Annotated in this window: 14 protein-coding genes and 1 other annotated feature; of the genes, 9 read left to right on the forward strand and 5 right to left on the reverse strand. The window is 40.4% G+C overall.

The window, feature by feature from the left end; genetic code table 11:
* Positions 1–17 precede the first annotated feature (17 nt).
* The 3 genes from uvrA to ACN6NB_RS16565 form a co-directional block, all read right to left on the reverse strand.
* Positions 18–2,894 carry an excinuclease ABC subunit UvrA gene (uvrA, locus tag ACN6NB_RS16555; protein ID WP_064497992.1) on the reverse strand — a complete coding sequence of 959 codons (2,877 nt, stop codon included), beginning with the start codon at positions 2,892–2,894 and terminating at the stop codon, positions 18–20.
* A 7-nt stretch (positions 2,895–2,901) separates the two neighbouring features.
* Positions 2,902–4,887 carry an excinuclease ABC subunit UvrB gene (uvrB, locus tag ACN6NB_RS16560; RefSeq protein WP_064497991.1) on the reverse strand — a complete coding sequence of 662 codons (1,986 nt, stop codon included), beginning with the start codon at positions 4,885–4,887 and terminating at the stop codon, positions 2,902–2,904.
* A 279-nt stretch (positions 4,888–5,166) separates the two neighbouring features.
* Positions 5,167–5,412 carry a CsbA family protein gene (locus tag ACN6NB_RS16565; protein ID WP_064497990.1) on the reverse strand — a complete coding sequence of 82 codons (246 nt, stop codon included), beginning with the start codon at positions 5,410–5,412 and terminating at the stop codon, positions 5,167–5,169.
* A 281-nt stretch (positions 5,413–5,693) separates the two neighbouring features.
* Here ACN6NB_RS16565 and ACN6NB_RS16570 point away from each other — a divergent pair, with 281 nt between their 5' ends.
* The 8 genes from ACN6NB_RS16570 (at position 5,694) to ACN6NB_RS16605 (ending at position 16,953) form a co-directional block, all read left to right on the forward strand.
* Positions 5,694–8,225: a PEP/pyruvate-binding domain-containing protein gene (locus tag ACN6NB_RS16570; RefSeq protein WP_144490015.1), complete on the forward strand. Its 2,532-nt coding sequence runs from the start codon at positions 5,694–5,696 to the stop codon at positions 8,223–8,225.
* An 80-nt stretch (positions 8,226–8,305) separates the two neighbouring features.
* A complete protein-coding gene (locus tag ACN6NB_RS16575; RefSeq protein ID WP_039181719.1) occupies positions 8,306–8,878 on the forward strand; it encodes a TetR/AcrR family transcriptional regulator in 573 nt (190 codons plus the stop codon).
* A gap of 40 nt (positions 8,879–8,918) precedes the next feature.
* Positions 8,919–10,253, forward strand: coding sequence for an MFS transporter (locus ACN6NB_RS16580; protein ID WP_059377552.1), 1,335 nt, complete (start codon positions 8,919–8,921; stop codon positions 10,251–10,253).
* Between the two features lie 277 nt (positions 10,254–10,530).
* Entirely contained in the window at positions 10,531–11,514 is a 984-nt protein-coding gene (locus ACN6NB_RS16585) for a YncE family protein (RefSeq protein WP_099663653.1), read from the forward strand.
* Positions 11,511–12,197: a response regulator transcription factor gene (locus ACN6NB_RS16590; RefSeq protein WP_144516289.1), complete on the forward strand. Its 687-nt coding sequence runs from the start codon at positions 11,511–11,513 to the stop codon at positions 12,195–12,197. The genes ACN6NB_RS16585 and ACN6NB_RS16590 overlap by 4 nt, the downstream gene beginning before the upstream one ends.
* Positions 12,194–13,609, forward strand: a complete 1,416-nt coding sequence (locus ACN6NB_RS16595) for a HAMP domain-containing sensor histidine kinase (RefSeq protein ID WP_144516287.1) — start codon at positions 12,194–12,196, stop codon at positions 13,607–13,609. The genes ACN6NB_RS16590 and ACN6NB_RS16595 overlap by 4 nt, the downstream gene beginning before the upstream one ends.
* Before the next feature lie 205 nt (positions 13,610–13,814).
* Positions 13,815–15,929 carry an ArnT family glycosyltransferase gene (locus ACN6NB_RS16600; RefSeq protein ID WP_144516285.1) on the forward strand — a complete coding sequence of 705 codons (2,115 nt, stop codon included), beginning with the start codon at positions 13,815–13,817 and terminating at the stop codon, positions 15,927–15,929.
* 31 nt (positions 15,930–15,960) lie between these two features.
* A complete protein-coding gene (locus tag ACN6NB_RS16605; RefSeq protein WP_341084686.1) occupies positions 15,961–16,953 on the forward strand; it encodes a glycosyltransferase family 2 protein in 993 nt (330 codons plus the stop codon).
* 44 nt (positions 16,954–16,997) lie between these two features.
* On the opposite strand, the gene ACN6NB_RS16610 is transcribed toward ACN6NB_RS16605, so the two are convergent.
* Positions 16,998–18,347, reverse strand: coding sequence for an amino acid permease (locus ACN6NB_RS16610; RefSeq protein ID WP_059377561.1), 1,350 nt, complete (start codon positions 18,345–18,347; stop codon positions 16,998–17,000).
* Between the two features lie 74 nt (positions 18,348–18,421).
* Positions 18,422–18,646 (reverse strand) — a binding site (T-box leader).
* An 89-nt stretch (positions 18,647–18,735) separates the two neighbouring features.
* Complete coding sequence (locus tag ACN6NB_RS16615; RefSeq protein WP_039181741.1) at positions 18,736–19,410, reverse strand: NAD(P)H-dependent oxidoreductase; 675 nt, start codon at positions 19,408–19,410, stop codon at positions 18,736–18,738.
* A gap of 228 nt (positions 19,411–19,638) precedes the next feature.
* Between ACN6NB_RS16615 and ACN6NB_RS16620 the strand changes: the two genes are divergently transcribed.
* Positions 19,639–20,004, forward strand: coding sequence for a winged helix-turn-helix transcriptional regulator (locus ACN6NB_RS16620; protein WP_024423595.1), 366 nt, complete (start codon positions 19,639–19,641; stop codon positions 20,002–20,004).
* Positions 20,005–20,010: the final 6 nt, after the last annotated feature.

Genomic DNA, 20,010 nt, shown 5'->3' on the forward strand with positions numbered 1-20,010 from the left:
AAAAAGAGGGGTTTTCTTTATGAAGAAGTCACACTTTCTGTTTCTTTGACCAGCTGTTTCATACGCTTACGGTCACGCTCTAAAATAGGCTTCAAGTATTGGCCTGTGTAAGATGCTTCTTCTTTTGCAATGTCCTCAGGAGTGCCAGAGGCAATGATCGTTCCGCCGCCTGCACCGCCTTCTGGTCCGAGATCAACGAGGTAATCAGCAGCCTTGATAATGTCAAGGTTGTGCTCAATGACCAGCACCGTATCACCGTTCTCAACCAAACGCTGAAGCACTTTTAATAAACGGGCAATATCATCCACATGCAGACCTGTTGTCGGCTCGTCCAAAATGTAAAGAGACCTTCCGTTTGAACGGCGGTGAAGCTCAGATGCCAATTTCACGCGCTGCGCCTCTCCTCCGGACAATGTCGTTGCAGGCTGTCCAAGTGTAATGTATCCAAGCCCCACATCATAAATCGTTTGAAGCTTCCGCTTAATTTTCGGGATATTCTCGAAAAATTGGAGTGCGTCCTCCACCGTCATTTCCAGCACATCAGCAATGTTCTTCCCTTTATATGTGACCTCAAGAGTTTCACGGTTATAACGTTTCCCGTGACACACTTCACAAGGTACATACACATCTGGCAAAAAGTGCATTTCAATTTTAATGATGCCATCCCCGCGGCACGCCTCACAGCGCCCGCCTTTGACGTTAAAACTGAATCTGCCTTTTTTATAACCTCTTACCTTTGCTTCGTTGGTTTGTGCAAACACATCCCGCACATCATCAAAGACACCTGTATACGTGGCAGGGTTCGATCTCGGTGTACGGCCAATTGGAGATTGATCAATATCAATGACCTTATCCAAATGATCCATTCCTTTGATTTCTTTGTGCTGCCCTGGCTTCGCCTTCGCTCTGTGCAACTTTTGTGAAAGTGATTTTAATAGAATTTCATTCACAAGCGTACTTTTCCCTGAGCCGGATACTCCAGTCACAGCTGTAAAGACGCCAAGAGGAAACTTCGCATTCACGTTTTTCAGGTTGTTTTCTTTTGCACCTTTTATCTCAATATAGCGGCCGTCAGGCTTTCTTCTCTCAATTGGCAGCGGAATAAATTTCTCACCTGATAAATATTGTCCTGTTAATGATTTCGGGTCCTTCATGACTTCTTCTGGCGTTCCAGCTGAAATCACTTCTCCTCCATGAACTCCTGCTCCAGGTCCAATATCTATTAAATAATCAGCGGCTAGCATGGTATCTTCATCATGCTCGACGACAATCAGTGTGTTCCCGATGTCGCGCATGTTTTTCAACGTCCCAATCAACCGGTCATTATCGCGCTGATGCAGACCAATGGATGGTTCATCTAATATATAAAGAACACCTGTCAACCTTGACCCGATTTGAGTCGCCAGGCGAATCCGCTGCGCTTCTCCACCTGATAGTGTGCCAGCTGAGCGGCTCAAATTCAGATAATCTAATCCCACATTATTTAAGAAAGACAAGCGCTCTTTGATTTCACGCAAAATGAGCTGGGCAATCTGCAAATCTTTCTCAGACAACTCGATTTTTTCATAGAAATCAAGGGCATCAGAGACAGACAAATCGGTGATTTCTCCGATATGCTTGCCATTGATGAGAACCGCCAGCGTTTCTTTTTTCAGACGATATCCTTTACATGTCGGACATGGCTGATTCGCCATATATTTTTCCATTTGCTCACGAATATAATCAGAGCTGGTTTCTTTATAGCGTCGTTCAATATTACGAAGAACACCTTCAAACTCAATTTCATTTTCACGTACCTGTCCAAAATCATTTTCGTATTTAAAATAAATCCGTTCAGATCCGCTTCCATATAAAATTTTATCGAATAAATGCGATGGGATATCTTTCACAGGGATGTCCATGTCGATGCCATAATGTGTACATACGGCCTCAAGAAGCTGAGGATAGTATTGCGAGCTTTGCGGCTCCCATGGTGCAATGGCATGCTGACGTAAAGTCAGATCCTTATTAGGAATGACAAGCTCAGGGTCGACTTCTAGTTTGGAACCGAGCCCATCACAGCTCGGGCAGGCACCAAAAGGACTATTAAATGAAAACATTCTCGGCTCAAGTTCACCAATAGAGAACCCGCAATGCGGACAAGCATGATGTTCGCTGAATAACAGCTCTTCTTGTCCAATCACATCAATCATCACTCGGCCTTCGCCCAGCCGCAGCGCGGTTTCAAGTGAGTCAGACAGACGAGCAGCCACGCCTTCCTTCACCACAATTCGATCAATGACTACTTCAATGGAATGCTTCTTGTTCTTTTCAAGCTCGATATCTTCTGAAAGGTCTTCCATCTCTCCATCGACTCTCACTCGCACATAGCCCTGCTTCCGAATTTGATCAAGTACTTTCACATGTGTTCCTTTGCGGCCGGAAACAACTGGGGCAAGCACTTGTAATTTCGTTCTTTCAGGATACTCTAAAATACGATCTGTCATCTGCTCAATCGTTTGTGACGTAATTTCAATCCCATGTATAGGACAAATCGGTTTTCCGACTCGAGCATACAAGAGACGCAAATAATCATAAATCTCAGTGACAGTACCAACTGTTGATCTAGGGTTTCGGCTCGTCGTTTTCTGGTCAATACTAATCGCCGGAGAAAGACCTTCAATGGCATCTACATCCGGTTTATCCATTTGTCCAAGAAATTGGCGTGCATACGCTGAAAGAGATTCAACGTACCTGCGCTGACCTTCTGCATAAATGGTATCAAAGGCAAGCGACGATTTTCCTGAACCAGATAATCCCGTAATGACCACTAGCTGGTCACGCGGGATATTCACATCAATATTTTTAAGGTTGTGGGCTCTAGCACCTTTCACCTCTATTCGTTCCATAGCCATCAGGCAATCATCCTTCCGCTTTTAGCTCTAGCAATAGATCTCTTAATTCTGCTGCTTTTTCAAAATCAAGCGCTTTTGCTGCATCTTTCATTTCCATCTCGACTTTTTCGATCACTTTTTCTCTTTCTTTTTTGCTCATTTTCGAAAGCTTTGGTGCTGCTTTTGTTTCGTATTCTTCCGAATCCTCATGTATCTTTGTTGCCTTAATAACATCTCGAATTTTCTTATGGATCGTTTGTGGGGTAATCCCAAATTTCTCGTTATATGCTTCTTGCTGTTCTCGTCTTCGCTTCGTTTCTTGAATCGCAATGTCCATCGATTTCGTCATATTGTCTGCATACATAATGACCCGGCCTTCTGCATTTCTCGCTGCACGGCCAATCGTCTGGATGAGGGATCTTTCAGAGCGCAAAAAGCCTTCTTTATCCGCATCTAAAATGGCCACGAGCGACACCTCTGGAATATCCAGTCCTTCACGAAGAAGGTTGATTCCAACAAGCACATCATATTTACCGAGACGCAGATCACGGATAATCTCAATCCGCTCAAGGGTCTTAATTTCTGAATGCAGGTAATTTACCTTGATTCCGATTTCTTTTAAGTAATCAGTAAGATCCTCAGACATTTTCTTCGTCAATGTGGTCACGAGCACACGCTCATTTTTCTCAATTCGTGCATGAATTTCTCCAATTAAGTCATCAATTTGTCCTTCAATTGGGCGCACTTCAATAATTGGATCAAGTAATCCTGTTGGACGGATAATTTGTTCCACAACCTCAGGCGTTTTCTCAAGCTCGTATGGACCAGGCGTTGCTGATACATGCACGATATGATTGATATGCTTTTCAAACTCATTAAAGGTGAGCGGTCTGTTATCAAGTGCTGATGGAAGGCGGAATCCGTGATCAACCAACACTTGCTTTCTCGCTTGGTCCCCGTTGTACATGGCACGGATTTGCGGAATCGTCACATGCGATTCATCGACAACAATCATAAAGTCATCTGGGAAATAATCAAGCAGTGTGTAAGGTGTTGAACCAGGAGGACGCAAGGTCAGATGTCTTGAATAATTCTCGATTCCTGAACAAAAGCCCATCTCTCTCATCATCTCAAGGTCATATCTTGTCCGCTGCTCAAGGCGTTGCGCCTCAAGTAATTTTCCATTTTCGCGAAGCTTTTCGAGCTGTTCTTCTAGCTCTTGTTCAATATTGATAATGGCTTTTTCCATTTTTTCTTCTCTTGTGACGAAGTGAGATGCTGGGAAAATGGCCACATGATCACGATCACCAAGTATTTCTCCAGTCAACGCATCCACTTCACGAATACGTTCAATTTCATCACCGAAAAACTCCACTCTGATACAATGCTCATCTCGTGAAGCAGGAAAAATCTCAACGACGTCTCCTCTGACTCGGAAGGTTCCGCGCTGAAAATCTATATCATTACGAGAATACTGAATATCCACCAGCTTACGAAGGAGCTGATTGCGTTCAATCTCCATTTCAGTGCGCAAAGACAGCACAAGCTCTCTATATTCCTCTGGCGAACCTAAGCCATAAATACAGGACACACTGGCAATGATGATGACATCCCTTCTCTCAAATAACGAGGACGTAGCCGAGTGTCTCAGCTTATCAATCTCATCATTGATACTGGCATCCTTCTCAATAAATGTATCGGTCTGAGGTACATATGCCTCTGGCTGATAATAATCATAGTAACTCACAAAATATTCAACAGCATTATTCGGGAAAAATTCCTTGAATTCGCTGTATAACTGACCGGCAAGTGTCTTATTATGCGCAATGACAAGAGTCGGTTTGTTCACTTCTTTGATCAGGTTGGAGACAGTAAAGGTCTTTCCCGTACCTGTAGCACCTAACAGCGTTTGATGCTGTTTCCCCTGATGGATCCCCTCAACAAGCTTTTCAATCGCCTTTGGCTGATCTCCTTGGGGCTGATAGTTAGAAACTAATTCAAAGCGGTCACTCACATCAAAGCCTCCGTTTCGTTACGAAATCTATCTAATGAATATATTATCATAAAAGAACACAAAAATACGAACTAAAGTTCGGCTCTCACTTGATTTTTATTTCCAATACAGTCATACCCTCTCTCCCTTGGCAAATAACCCTCTTAAGAAAACCTTCCTTTCAGTATGGAACATTTTGGAGTGAGATATTCGATGAGCAGAAAAAGAAAGCTGTGCTTACTAGAAATCGTAAGCACAGCTCTTGTTTAAAACATGTCAGCTTTCAGCATTGAGATAACATCATTGTTGTTTTTCAGCTTTTTCTCTCTTTTCGATTTCTTTTTTAGCCATAAACAAAGCCCCAGCTACTAAAGAAATAATATCTAATCCCACAATAAAGTAGGTTTCTGTATAGCCTTTCATATACGAAGCAAATAAAAGCGCTGCTGTTAACGCAATGCCTACGTAATGATTATAAGTAACCTTTGAAAATAAAATAACGAGCAGGAAAGGAAAAACTAGTGCAAATATGGCTTTTGTAATCACAAAAACCCTCCCTCTTCATGGTCTACTTCCTTGATTATAGTAAAGATTGGCATATTGAACAATTCACAGTTTTCAATTTCGCCGTTTTTCTTCATATTCGTAGACTTTTGTTTTAGAAATAGAAGGAAATTAGTGAGATTGTCCCCTTTGTAAAGATAGGTCTTTCTGTCTTTGACAATAACATCCAATCAATCCTATGATTAAAATGATAGTGCGCACTATCATTTTAAAAAATAGAGAAACATACAAACCATTGGCTATTTGGATAAGGGGGCATTCCCATGTATTCAGTTTTATTTCATGCGGCTGAAGAATCCGCATCACTCGCAGGGGCAAAAGGCCTAAATTTAATCAAATTAAACAATCACGGCCTGCCAGTCCCAGATGGATTTATTATTAAAACCAACAGCTTTGAAAGCTTTCTTTCATATCACAATCTGCAGCCAGCAGAACAAAATCTTTCTCAAAAAATCAAAGAAGCATCGTTTCCTTCACAAATGGAAGCAGAGCTGCTTTCGTCCTTTCAATCATTGCGGAAGACTTATCCCTCAGTTGCAGTCCGCTCCTCTGCTGTTGCTGAAGATCTCGAAGGGGCCTCATTTGCAGGACAGTACGAGACCTATTTAAATATCAAATCAAATGAAGAATTTTTACTAGCTGTCAAAGAATGCTGGTCTTCTTATTTTGCAGCGAGAGTCGTAGACTATAAGGAAGAGATGAATGAAAACGAAGAAGAGATTCCGCTTATGGCCGTTGTCGTTCAAGGATTGGTCCATTCTGACGTCTCCGGTGTCATCTTTAGTGAGAATCCCATATCTGGAAAAACAAATGAAATGATGCTGACCGCAAGCTACGGCTTGGGAGAAGCAATTGTCTCCGGTCTTGTGACACCAGACACGTTTATTGTAGATAAAGAGAACTTTTCGATTGAAAAAACACTTGGGGCGAAAGAGCTGCAAATTGTTCCTTTCCAAGAGGGTGTCATCGAGGAGCCAGTAGCGGTGGAAATGGCTGGCCAGTTTTGCCTGAACGATGATCAATTGAAAGAAATCGCACAAATCACAAAACAAGTAGAAGCACTTTACGGACATGGAGTCGATATCGAATTTGGTATAGCAAATGGGTCGTTTTATTTACTTCAAGCAAGGCCGATTACGACAGCTCTCTCAAAATCAGCAAATGAAACAGCAGGTGCTTCTTTTCTCATGCAGCCAGAAGAGCTGCAAGATTTCTGGATTTCAATGGACGATCATATGCCTGGTCCAACAAGCCCTCTTTTCTCAAGCCTGATCATACCAGCCTTAAAAAGCGGGATGAAGAAAAATGGAGAAAAGTATCAAGTACCTGATATGAACATCAAAGATATTAAGCTTTACAGGGGACACCTATACTCTGCACCGGAAATGTCTCAAGTGGGAGAGACAGCTGCACCCGTTTTTAATGAAAGTATGTTTGAGTTATTTCCACATCTAAGTGAACGGATGTATAAGATTCTTGAAGAAAACTTCTTTCCATTTTACGAAAAACTCGATCGCCAAATAAATGAGCCTATAACCATTGAAAAAGCAATCGAAGGCTTTGAAGAATTAAAGGCTTTTTATATACGAGCATATGATGATCATTTTGATATCATCATGCCACAAGTCATTCTGTCATCCATAATCGAAGACATGCTTGTGACGTATACCGGTGATCAAACACAAGTCGTCTTGCTGCACGAAATGATGATAGGCGTGATGAACAAATCTCTTGAAATAGATAAGATGCTATCGGATATAGCAAAGGAAGTCCTTCAAGATCCAGAACTTCATCAAGCATTTATTCAGCATGAAAAGAACCCAGAGCTGTTGTATGCACTCAATCACTCGAAAAAAGGAAAACACTTCATTTCGAAATTAGAAGAATTTCTCCAAGTTTACGGCTGGCGATCTGTTAAAAGTCATGACTTTACGGAAGAAACATGGATAGAGAACCCTGAATATATATTAGATATCATTAGAAATAACATTCAGACCCGATGTGATTTTGATGAAGAATTTGCAAAAGCAGTGATCAAAAGACAAGAGACGTATAAACATTTTATGAGTCAAGTGAAGGATGAGTCGTTTAAAACAAAATTTGAGACGCTGTATCAATATGCCCTTCAAGCAGCGAATATCCGAGATGACCACCATTTCTACATTGATGCCATGTTAGATGCTAAAGCCCGGGTATATCTATTAAAAATTGGTGAACTTCTTACACAAAAAGGAGCAATTCCTCATCAAGATGATATATGGAATCTCTATGATGAAGAGGTATACAAAGCACTCACAACGTCTACCTCATTCGAATCGGTTGTCCAGCAAAGAAAAATAGAAATGAAACAAAATGAAGACATTCAACTCCCAGCTTACACCGGCACACCAACTGAAGCTGAATTGCAGCAAGTGGAAAGAATGCTTGGTTCGTTAAGAGAAAACGAAAACAACACAAACGATGTGATCCATGGAATTGGCGCATCCAGTGGTATTGTTTCTGGAAGAGTAAAAGTCATTACATGCGCTGAAGAATTCTCACAATTTCAAAAGGATGATATTTTAGTTTGCAAATCGACTACACCCTTATGGACGAGCTTATTTAGAGATGCAAAAGCAGTCATCACAGATGCTGGAGGCATTTTATCCCATTCAGCTATTATTGCTAGAGAGTATATGATGCCAGCTGTCTTAGGGACTAGAATAGCAACTGAAACACTCCAATCCGGTGACCTTGTGACAGTAGATGGCAGCAATGGACGCGTTCAGATATTAAATCAGCATTCACGTTCATGAACTAATCGTATTGGCGGTCATAGATTTTATCGGTATACTTACTTTGTTGCAAACACATTCATAACCTGAGGTGAGTATGCTTGTTAAAATCTACAAATCAACGAATCATTCGCGCAACAATGGATTTATTAACTGAAAAGGGCTATCAAAAAACAACAACCAAAGAAATAGCGACAAAAGCGAATGTGAGTGAAGCAACTATTTTCCGCAACTTTAAAAACAAACGCGGCGTCATTGCTGCCATTATGAAGATGAAATCATTACCGACAAAAACCCTAGAAGCAGAATTTAAAGGCGATTTATACACCGATTTAAAGTTTCTCGGTACCTATTTCCTTGAAAATTTGACTTCCAAAAAAGAATTTATTTATATCAGCATGCGAGAACCGGATATGTTTAAGGATTTAACGAATCATGAAAAGTTATATCCTCAAGAACTGAGAGAAATGCTGATACAATATTTCAAAAAGATGGGTGCCAAGCATCATGTATTAAAAGAAAAAGAAGACATTTATGCAGACATCTTCATTAGTACGTATTATGGATTTTTCATTCAGCAACTAGAGCAAGATTTCCAACTCGTGCTCACACAAAAAGAAGATTTTATTGAGACATGCACACACATTTTCATGAGAGGAATTTCTCCCGCTTAAAGGGTGAAATTCTTCTTTTTTACAAAAGGTGGTATACACATTGAAGTTAAACAAAGAGAGCCTCATCATCTATTCTTTGTTGCTTGGGGCTATACTAGTTCCAGTCAACTCAACGATGATCGCAGTTGCTCTATCATCCATATCAACGTATTATGATCAATCCCTTTCAAACATCACTTGGGTTGTCACAATTTATCTTATTGTCATGGCAGTCACACAGCCTATCGCTGGTAAGTTAGGAGATATATACGGACACCGGCGAATGTATTTAATTGGGGTCATGCTCTTTTTAATTGGCTCGATCGGATGTGCTTTAGCACCTAATCTAGCTTTTCTCATCATTTTTCGTTCCATTCAAGCAGCTGGTGGTGCTATTTTAACACCGAATAGCATTGCATTGATTCGTGCAACAGTATCCCCCGAAAAACTGTCTAAAACAATGGGATACTTTGGGTTTGGAGCCGGTATTGGTGCCGCACTTGGACCTTTTATTGGTTCGATTCTTATTCAGAGTTTTGATTGGCACTCTATATTCTTTGTAAATATCCCATTCTTGTTCCTTACACTTGTGACCGGCGTATTACTCATTCCAAAAATAAACCATACACGCTTACAAGTAAATGTGGACATCATTGGTTCATTGTACTTAACCATCGGGATTGCCACACTCATTCTATGCACAAAAAGCCATTTGCTAAATGAATACTTGATCTATGGAATTCTAGCGTTGATCGTCATTCCATTATTCTTTATACATGTACGGAAAGTAAAGAATCCGATCATCGATTTATCGCTTTTTAAAAACAGTTCATTTACAAATGCTAACCTGTCGATCATGCTAAGTAATTTTGTCATGTATGCCATCCTTCTAATTATGCCGCTGTTTATGGAACAACAACTTTCACTGTCTCATACACAAAGCGGTATCATTCTATCAGTATTTTCTCTTTGCATGTCTATTAGCGGCTTGCTAGGGGCAAGACTCCATCCGAAAAAAGGCGCTAAAAAAATGATTAGCTTTTCATTTATCTGCCTCACTTTATCAGGGATCATGTTAATCACACTCAGTCAGTACCCTACCTTACCACTGCTTATCGTGACACTTATCGCAGGTGGAATTTCATCAGGGATTGGAATGACTAGTATGCAGATGGCTTCTTTAACGTCTGTTGATCAAAGCTTATCCGGTTCAGCATCTGGTATTTTCTCTACCTTTCGATATTTTGGCAGTATCATTTCGTCTACATTGATTGGTGTCATGAGTGGTTTTCAATCTTTATTTATTGTATTAATGGGTGCAGGCATTCTTGGTTTCTTTTTATCTCAACGTGTAAAAACAAAATCAACCTCCCCATCATCTGAACATTCCGCCTAATGGCTCCCTTGCTCTATGTCTATTTAGAGCGGGGGAGTTTTTCATCATTTGTATCACTGTAAGCTATAGCAAGTGCATCCATCAAATCCTGAAAATCATCTTTTAAAGAAGGAAAAATGGCATACGACCAGACAAAAAAGGAACTTCAAGTACAAATTGTCTCCCCTCACTTCACCTAAAAACTCTTTTTCATTCTTTTCAGCATAGATAACTTCAATTTTTTTTCACAATTTTTGTGGTATGATTTTGAAAATAGAGAACGCAAAGGAGCGGAAGAATGGAACGCATGAAATATGTTTTAATCTGTTTATCAGCTCTACTTTTATTCTTGACAGGCTGTGGAAAAGAACAGCAATTTACACCGCCAGGCAGCTCTCAATCGATCGCTGTCATCTCTCAATTAAAAAAAGCCTCCTTTTCAATAGTTGATATACAAAAAAACAAAATGCTCTCTTCTGTGGATTTAAAACACCCACTTACTGATCTTATTCAAATCAATAAAGACGTCATCATTGCTACAAGTAAAGAGGGAGAATCCCTTATCGAAATCAATTTAAAAAAAGGGACAGCAACAGATTATATGAATTTGGATAAAGGGCTGACTTCCCTTACATATGATGCAGCTTCTCATACATTAATTGCTGCAAATTCGCAGAAAAATGTCGTTTATTTTATTGATACGAAGAGTAAAAAAATAAAATCAACTGTGAAAACCGGAAAATTACCTTCTTCTATGACACTTTCTTCATCAGGTGTTTTATTTGTTTTAAATGCAGAAAGTCATACTGTCTCAGTCATAGATATTGAAAAGGAAAAAAATATACGTACGTTTTCTGTACTTGAACGGCCTTCTGGGATTCATTTTGATGGGCAGTCCATTTGGATCGGCGGCCATGGTAAACAAGGTACCTTAAATAAGAGTATTCTTGCTTATGACCCTAAAACTGGCAAAAAACAGCGAGAAATAAAGCTAGGCGTTATGCCTGTTGCATTTTTTCCAGAGAAAAATTCTTCTACTTTATATGTACTATGTCATGGAGATCATACGCTATACAAAGTAGATACCAAAACAAATAAGCAGCTTGCTTCTGTTGAAACTGGTCAAAATCCGAATTATATCACCGCTGATACGACATCAATTTATGTGAGTAACTTGGATGACAACTCAGTATCCATCATCGATAAACACTCACTTATTATGAAAAATCAACTAAATGTCCCATCAGGACCTTATGCTATCGTGTTGGAGGAAAAGAAATGAAGGAACAAATGCGTATTTTAATCGTAGATGATGAGCTTGATATGCTTGAGTTAATCGGGTCTTTTTTAAAGAGACATGGCTTTCACATTACTACTGCGAATAATGGAAAAGATGCCTTGTATCAGCTTGATAAGGAATCTATTGACCTTGTTGTATTAGATATCATGATGCCTGACATGGATGGATTTGAAGTCTGTCAGCGTATTCGACAAACATCTCAAATTCCAATTTTATTTTTAACAGCAAGGAGTTATGAGGAGGACCGAATTAGAGGACTTGAAATTGGAGCAGATGACTACATCATGAAACCTTTCAGTCTACGTGAGCTAGCAGCAAGAATTGAAACAACCCTGAGACGAATTAGAGGTCTTTCACTAAAGCGCAGCCGAATACAGATTGGTGACATGGAGATTGATCAAGATGGCAGACAAGTTTACCTCCATCAACAGCCCGTTAATTTAACAAGAAGAGAATTTGATTTACTCATGTTTCTTTTGCTCAACCAAGGACAAGTGTTTTCAAGAGAACACCTTTATCAAAAATTGTGGGAATCACATTCAACGAGCGGCTCTTTAAGAACAGTCGATACACATATCAAAACGCTGCGACTGAAATTAAAGGAAGCAGAACGATATATTAAAACCGTTTGGGGTGTCGGCTATAAGTTTGAGGAGGAAGGATGAAGCCATTATCGATTAAAAAGAAAGTACTCTTCTTAATCCTTGCAGTGATCGGAATCGTTGCAGCCTCAGCGCTTGCCCTTACTTTTTACTTATACCAGCATTTATATATTGATAAACAGATCGATTCCTTAAGTTTGCAAGGTAAGAAGCTGGCAGAAATCTATCACACACACGGGAAAGACAAGTATTTTACCGACAGAATGAAATGGGCAAATGACTCAAGTCAGGCGAACGTTATTTTTACAGATGATCCAATGGAACTTTCAAGTGGACTTCCTTTTGATACGGACACAAATGACAATCTCATTACGTTCAAGGAACGCCAAAAGCTCCTTCAAGGTGAAACCGTTGTGTTAATTAGAGAACACCCGAAGTTTCACCAAGATATTCTTGGCATCGCCATTCCTGTTTTCTCAAGTAATGATGATCTATCGGGAACTATTTTCCTCTCCATGCCCTTATCAGATGTATATGAACCCTTTGTTCAAATTAGATTGACGCTTGGTATATCCATCTTATTGATTATGCTCCTGATATTCTTGATCGGATATAAGAGCTCCAATAAAATTGTGCAGACAATTAATAAAATGAAAGAAATTGCAATAGAAATGGAATCTGGTGATTTCTCACAACGAATGGCCGTAACCAAAAAAGGAGATGAGTTAAACCAGCTTAGTCGCTCCTTTAATAAACTGTCTTCAACTCTCGAAAAAGTTGAACAGCACCGTAGAGAATTTCTTGCGAATGTCTCTCACGAACTTAGAACGCCTTTAAGTTATATGAAAGGCTATGCAGAAGGAATTGAAGAAGGGATCATTGATCAAAAGAAAGGGATGCAAATCATCCAAGATGAGGCCGCACGTTTAAGCCGTCTTGTGCACGATCTTTTAGATCTTGCACAGTTAGAAGGAGACTCTTATCCACTAACGATGGAGCCAATTGTCTTTGCACAGCTGATCCACGATGTTCTTGATCAAATGGCATTCGTCGCAGGCAATAAAAGCATTACTTTCAAACGAATGCTTGAAGAGGATTGTATTGTTTATGGTGATAGCGACCGTCTCCAACAAGTGATACGTAATTTACTGGACAATGCCATTCATTACACGCCATCTGGGAAATCAATATCGATTGAATTACAAGCTCACCAAAGTGTTGCTCAATTGAGAGTGACTGACGAAGGCAATGGTATTCCAAAAGAAGATCTTCCACATGTTTCTGAGCGATTTTATCGTGTCAATAAAGCACGAACAAGAAAAGATGGCGGCTCTGGCCTTGGACTAGCCATTGTCTATCAAATCATCAAAAAACATCATGGGACATTCGACATTCAATCTGAGCCTGGGTTTGGTACAACAGCCATCATTCAACTTCCCAATGCTCCATTCAATGAGAGCTCACCTACTCTATAGCTACTGGCATATTTTACTCTCATTGGAATCACTATTTTATCTGATAAATTCAGTATCCATAGAACTTTCTACAACTTGAACAGCTCTTTTCATTAAGAGCTGTTTTTATTTCTAAAAAATAAAAAAATGGCCTTTTTTTATTAACATTTTATTCATATTTGCTTGTTACACTTTTTTCAAGTGAAGAAAAAGGAGTGACATGCTTTTGATCAGACGTTTTCAGAAATTTGATATTTATTTATTTTTCATATTGATCTTATCTGCCATCTTAAACATTTATAACATTTGGGAAGATGATACGGTGAATGCGTATTATACTGCGGCTGTCACAAGTATGATGCAAAGCTGGCATAATTTCTTCTTTGCTTCATTTGATCCAGCAGGATATGTCACGGTGGATAAACCCCCGCTCACCTTCTGGCTGCAAACGATGAGTGCCAAAATTTTTGGTCTCCATGGATGGAGCGTCATCTTGCCTCAAGCTTTAGCAGGCATTGGATCTGTTTATCTGATCTATCGTCTTGTCAAACCAACTTTTGGTCAAGCAGCGGCAAGATTAGCGGCACTTATCATGGCGTGTACACCTATTGCGGTTGCTGTATCTCGAACAAATAATATTGACAGCTTACTTGTCTTTATACTTTTACTAGCAACAGGAATGATGTTCAAGGCTGTAAAACAGCAAAAGGTTCTTTGGGCGATTGTTTCGTTTGCGATGATTGGCGTCGGCTTTAATACAAAAATGCTACAAGCCTATATGATCGTACCAGCACTCATTCTTTTTTACATCATTGCCTACCGAACGACATGGAAGAAAAAGTTGTTATCACTGATGATTTCAATGATTGTTCTTTTAGGTGTATCTGCTTCTTGGTCTATCGCTGTTGATCTCACTTATAAAGACAATCGCCCTTATATGGGATCAAGTCAATCGAACTCAGCACTAGAATTAGCCTTTGGTTACAACGGTCTTCAGCGGTTGACTGGTCAACAGTCTGGCGGGGGAGGTGGCACAAATCAGGGTGAGGGACAGCCACCTTCACAGCAGGGTGATCAGCAAAATGACAATGATTCATCCACCATGCCTCAGCCGCCATCTAATGGAAATCAAAACAACTCAGACAATTCAAACCAATCATCCAGTCAGGAACAGCCTTCAATGCAAGGACCACCAAGCAGTGCAAACGGCACAACACCACCTGATATGCCATTTGGCGGTAATGGTGATGGGCCGCCAAATGGCGTGGGCGGAAAAATGGGAAATGGCTCCGGCATGTTTGGTACAGGAACCAAAGGACCGCTACGTCTGTTCCAATCTGAACTATCCGATCAAATCAGCTGGCTGCTTCCATTTGCAATCTTCGGTGCGATTGGTATCTTCTTCTCGACTGCCTTTGAAAGAAGACGTCTCAATACAAAACAAAAAGAAACTCTATTTTGGTTAGCTTGGCTTATACCTGTTGCTGCATTTTTCAGTGTAGCAGGATTTTTCCATCATTATTATTTGATCATGCTGGCACCACCAATTGCTGTATTAGCAGGAGCCGGATGGGTTTCGATGACACAATTATTTCAAACAGGAACTGGGTTTAAAAAATGGCTGCTTCCAATTGCGATATTCGTTACAACAGCATTTGAAACCTTTATCCTATCCACTTTTACAAGCACGATCGGTCTTGGACTAAGCATTGCAGTCGGTATCATTGGTGTTGGAACAATCCTTTCTCTGCTTTTGATAAAAGGAAAAGAAAAACGAAAACAATTCGTGTCTCTCATCGCCATCCTTGGCATGCTGGTTGCACCACTATACTGGGCAAGCACACCTCTTCTTTATGGAGGAAATAGTATGCTTCCAGAGGCTGGTCCTCAGCTTGCCACTTCAAGTGGCAGCATGAGTTCACAAGTCAATGAAAAGTTGATCAGCTATCTTGAGAAAAACAATACGGGAGAAGAATTCCTATTCGGAACAACAGATGCAACCACTGCTTCACCTTACATTATTAAAACTGGAAAAGCTGTTATGGCATTAGGTGGATTTAGTGGATCTGATAACATTCTCACTCTTAGTGAATTCAAACAGCTCGTCAAAGACGGCAAAATCAAATACTTCTATCTTTCTGGTATGAGAGGCGGCAGCTCTGACATTCTAACTTGGATTCAAAAAAATGGAAAAGAAGTATCTGCTTCTAAATGGCAGAACAGCTCTACATCCAAAGTGAACCAACAAACAGACAGCCAACAATCAGAACAAAATGATCAGTCAAATGGACGAATGGGCGGAATGGAGAGCGGCACTCTTTATGAACTATCCGTTGATTAATTCATCTATTAAAAGGGAGGAACGATGACTGATGGAAAAGAACATACAATATTCTATTGTAGTCCCAGTCTATAATGAAGAGCTTGTGATCCATGAATCCTATCAGCGACTGAAAACAGTCATGGATTCGACGGGAGAAGCATACGAGCTTCTCTTCGTCAATGACGGTAGTATGGATCGAACAGCTGAACTAATTAAAGGGTATTCCCAAAACGATCCAAAGGTAAGACTCATTGATTTCTCACGTAACTTCGGACACCAAATTGCAATTACAGCTGGGGTGGATTATGCAAAGGGAGAAGCTGTCATCGTGATAGATGCAGACCTACAAGATCCGCCTGAATTGATATTAGAGATGATCGCAAAATGGAAAGAAGGCTATGAAGTCGTATACGCCGTGCGCACCAAACGAAAAGGTGAATCTTTTTTCAAAAAGCAAACCGCTTCCCTTTTCTATCGCGTTTTACGTCAGATCACCGAAGTAGATATCCCAATCGACACCGGTGACTTCAGGTTAATGGATCGTAGAGTGTGCCATGAAATGAGAAAAATACGAGAAAAAAATCCATTTGTTCGCGGTCTAGTCAGCTGGGTAGGTTTCAAACAGATTGCAGTAGAGTACGTTCGAGATGAACGTCTAGCAGGAGAAACCAAATATCCGCTCAAAAAGATGCTTAAGCTCTCGATGGATGGAATCACTTCCTTTTCCTATAAACCTTTGAAGCTAGCGAGTATAGCAGGAATTGCCCTTTCCGCTATCGGATTCATTTCAATGTTTCTTGTACTTTACTTAAAGCTTTTTACAAACAGCACCATTACAGGATGGAGTTCATTAATTGTCATACAGCTGTTCTTTAGCGGCATTATCCTCTTTATGCTGGGAATGATTGGGGAATACATCGGCCGAATCTACGACGAGGCAAAAGATCGACCACTTTACATCGTAAGAGAGAGTTACGGGCTTCAGTCAAAGCCACATCCTGTTCAACCCCCTGTTCATTTCAAGCAATACAAACAGCATTAAAAAAGCGTGTGAGACCTGTTTCAAGGTCCCGCACGCTTTTTGTATTAAGCAGCAGTTTCAAACCGCTTTCTGTTAATGAAGAAAGAAAGAGTAATCATCAGATAAATGCCCATTGTGACCATTGTTTGGACAATTGGAGTTGTTGACACAACGCCGATGAAAATGGCAATGATCGCAATCACAGAAAACCATGTTGTAAAAGGATACAGCTTCACACGATATCCTCCTGGTTCTGCTACACTTCGAGATTTTAAATGCCCGACAGCAATAATAAACCAGATGAATAAGACCGTATAGCTTAAAGATCCCATTAAATAATTAAAGGTTTGACTTCCTACAAAAAGAGAAATCAATACAGCGGCATACAATGTAGATGTACACACTAGGATTGCTCTAACAGGCACCTGCTGTTTTGATAGCTTTGAGAAGCCCTTCCATACACGTCCATCCATCGCTTGCGTATAAAGTACCCTTGAGGATGCGTACAGTCCAGAGTTCATAGAAGACAAGATCGCTAGTAAAATGATACCGTTCATGATATCACTTGCGTATGGCACGCCAATTGTTGCAAACACGGTGACGAATGGACTCACTTGCTCATTGTTTACTTGATTCCAAGGAATCAAGCTGACGATGATGAAGAACGGCAGTACATAGAAACCGATGATTCGTACAAATGTACTTTGAATAGCCTTTGGAATGACTTTTTCAGGGTTTTTTGTTTCTGCTAATGTGACCCCAATCATTTCCGTCCCGCCATATGAATACACCACAACAAGCATAGCCGCAATTAAGCCGCCCGTTCCATTCGGGAAAAATCCTCCATGGCCGGTTAAGTTGGATAATCCCGGTGCTGCATGCTGACCAAATGAGACAAAAAGCATGGTTAACCCAATGATAATAAATAAAATAATGACAGCAATTTTAATAGAAGCTAACCAGTACTCCGTCTCAGCAAACATTTTAACGGAACAAACATTGATCAATGTCACAACAAGTGAAATGATTAACACAAGTATCCAAATCGGCACCTGTGGGAACCAGTACTGAATAAAGATCGCAGATACGATCGCTTCTGCTGCAATGTTCAGCACCCACATTTTCCAGTATATCCAATCTAAGAAATAGGCCGGATATTTGCCTAACACAGGTTCAATTAAATCACGAAATGTTCTTGCACCAGGTCGTGCAACCGTCATTTCAGCAAGTCCTTGCATAATAAATAATAAAATAAGACCACCAATCATATATGCCAAAATGACAGCAGGACCTGCGATATCAATAGCAGAGCTGCTTCCTTTAAAAAGACCAGCACCAATTGCACCGCCAAGTGCGAGCATCATAATATGCCTTGACGTCATTGTTCGTTTTAACTGCACATGTTCCTTTTCCATTTTCTTTAGCTCCTTTAAATTTGAATCTTCAGACAAATATAAGATAAAAGCATATAAAAAGGCCAGTCATCTCCTGAAGAGACGACTGACCTTGCAACCGCGTTACCACTCTAATTGATTCAACCCTAGCTGAATCCAACTTAAAACCCGTTAACGGAGGTCACACGTAAAGACTTACTATTCATTCAGTCTTACCGCTCTTTGAGCGAGTTCAATGATTCGTTTTACTGCGTTGCACCAACCCGCAGCTCTCTTAAAAAACGGATGTTCATCTACTATTCTCAAGTCAAAGCGTTTATAGTCAATTTGTATATTCATCAAAGATTTTATTTTTTAAATATACTGACTAACCACGCAATTGTCAACATCCTTTTTCAGACATTCTCTTTTAACGAATCCAAACAGCTACTTCATCCATCGGACGGCGCGTTTTGCCGCGCTTCGGCTCGGTCACACGATAACCAAAGGCTGCCATGACAGAAATATCATACTGACCATCCTCAAGCAGCCCTTCTTCATCTAGAATGCGATGAATCTCATCGTAGCTGAATCCCTCGACTGGACATGAATCAATACCAATTTGCGCAGCGGCTGTCATCATGTTTCCAAGGGCAATATACGTTTGTTTTGAAGCCCAATCAAAGAGCGTACGTTCATTTTCTAACAAATGAAGATCATTCTCTTGGAATTCTTGGTAGCGTCCCTTCACCATCTCGAACGTTTCGTCTGTCATTCCTTTGATTTGCTTGTTGATGTATTCTGCATATGCTGAATCATAACGGGCGTCTGTTCTTGCCAAGATGATCACAAAATGGCTCGCAGTCGGAAGCTGCTTTTGCGCTCCCCATGTATACTCTTTTAATTTTTCTCTAAATGCTTCATTTTGAACAACGAGGAACTTCCAAGGTTCAAACCCTACAGAGCTTGGGGAAAGTCTTCCTGTTTCTAAAATAAACGCAAAATCATCTTCTGATATTTTTTTCGCTGGATCAAACTCTTTTGTCGCATGGCGGAACTCATACGCCTCAATGATTTCTTTTTTTAATTGCTCTTTGTCTCGCATTGTATTCATCCTTTCTATTATCCAATTAGGGGGTGTGTTTCATCAATCCAATTTCTTTCCATTCACATATAGAAATTGTTATGATAAGAAAACAAACAGCCCGAATGTGTGATGTGATATCTCTATGGTATAAGAAAAGCTTCGAGTGATTCAAGTACGCACATTTTTGTTCGTTAGTTACCATCTTGTTCGTATATCACCAAATTTGCCTTAGAAAGGAGTCTTAAGATGAGTGCACCATCCAATCCAGTCAGTATTGTTAATCATGGCTGTCCCGTTTCAGTGACGACAAGTGTCATCGGAGGGAAATGGAAAGGAGTGATCCTTTATCATTTGACTTGCGGACCAAAACGCTACAATGAATTGCGCCGGCTTCTGCCAAGAATTTCTCAGCGTGTCCTCACACTGCAATTGCGTGAGCTTGAACAAGACGGCGTTGTTCATAGAGAAGTCTATGAGGAGGTCCCCCCTCGTGTCGAATATTCACTCACTTCTCTCGGAAATACCTTAAAGCCTATCATCTTCGCCATGCGTGAATGGGGCGAATCCTACGGGAAAGAAGCGCGCCCAAAAGAAAAAAGCTGCCATCTCTAGCAGCTT

The sequence above is a fragment of the Bacillus sp. 11B20 genome (assembly GCF_056098985.1).

Excerpts from the sequence above, each read along its gene's own strand:
- ACN6NB_RS16595 (WP_144516287.1), top strand. The coding sequence starts at position 12,194 with ATGAAGCCATTATCGATTAAAAAGAAAGTACTCTTCTTAATCCTTGCA.
- ACN6NB_RS16615 (WP_039181741.1), bottom strand. The coding sequence starts at position 19,410 with ATGCGAGACAAAGAGCAATTAAAAAAAGAAATCATTGAGGCGTATGAG.
- ACN6NB_RS16585 (WP_099663653.1), top strand. The coding sequence starts at position 10,531 with ATGGAACGCATGAAATATGTTTTAATCTGTTTATCAGCTCTACTTTTA.
- ACN6NB_RS16570 (WP_144490015.1), top strand. The coding sequence starts at position 5,694 with ATGTATTCAGTTTTATTTCATGCGGCTGAAGAATCCGCATCACTCGCA.
- ACN6NB_RS16590 (WP_144516289.1), top strand. The coding sequence starts at position 11,511 with ATGAAGGAACAAATGCGTATTTTAATCGTAGATGATGAGCTTGATATG.
- ACN6NB_RS16605 (WP_341084686.1), top strand. The coding sequence starts at position 15,961 with ATGGAAAAGAACATACAATATTCTATTGTAGTCCCAGTCTATAATGAA.
- ACN6NB_RS16610 (WP_059377561.1), bottom strand. The coding sequence starts at position 18,347 with ATGGAAAAGGAACATGTGCAGTTAAAACGAACAATGACGTCAAGGCAT.
- uvrA (WP_064497992.1), bottom strand. The coding sequence starts at position 2,894 with ATGGCTATGGAACGAATAGAGGTGAAAGGTGCTAGAGCCCACAACCTT.
- ACN6NB_RS16620 (WP_024423595.1), top strand. The coding sequence starts at position 19,639 with ATGAGTGCACCATCCAATCCAGTCAGTATTGTTAATCATGGCTGTCCC.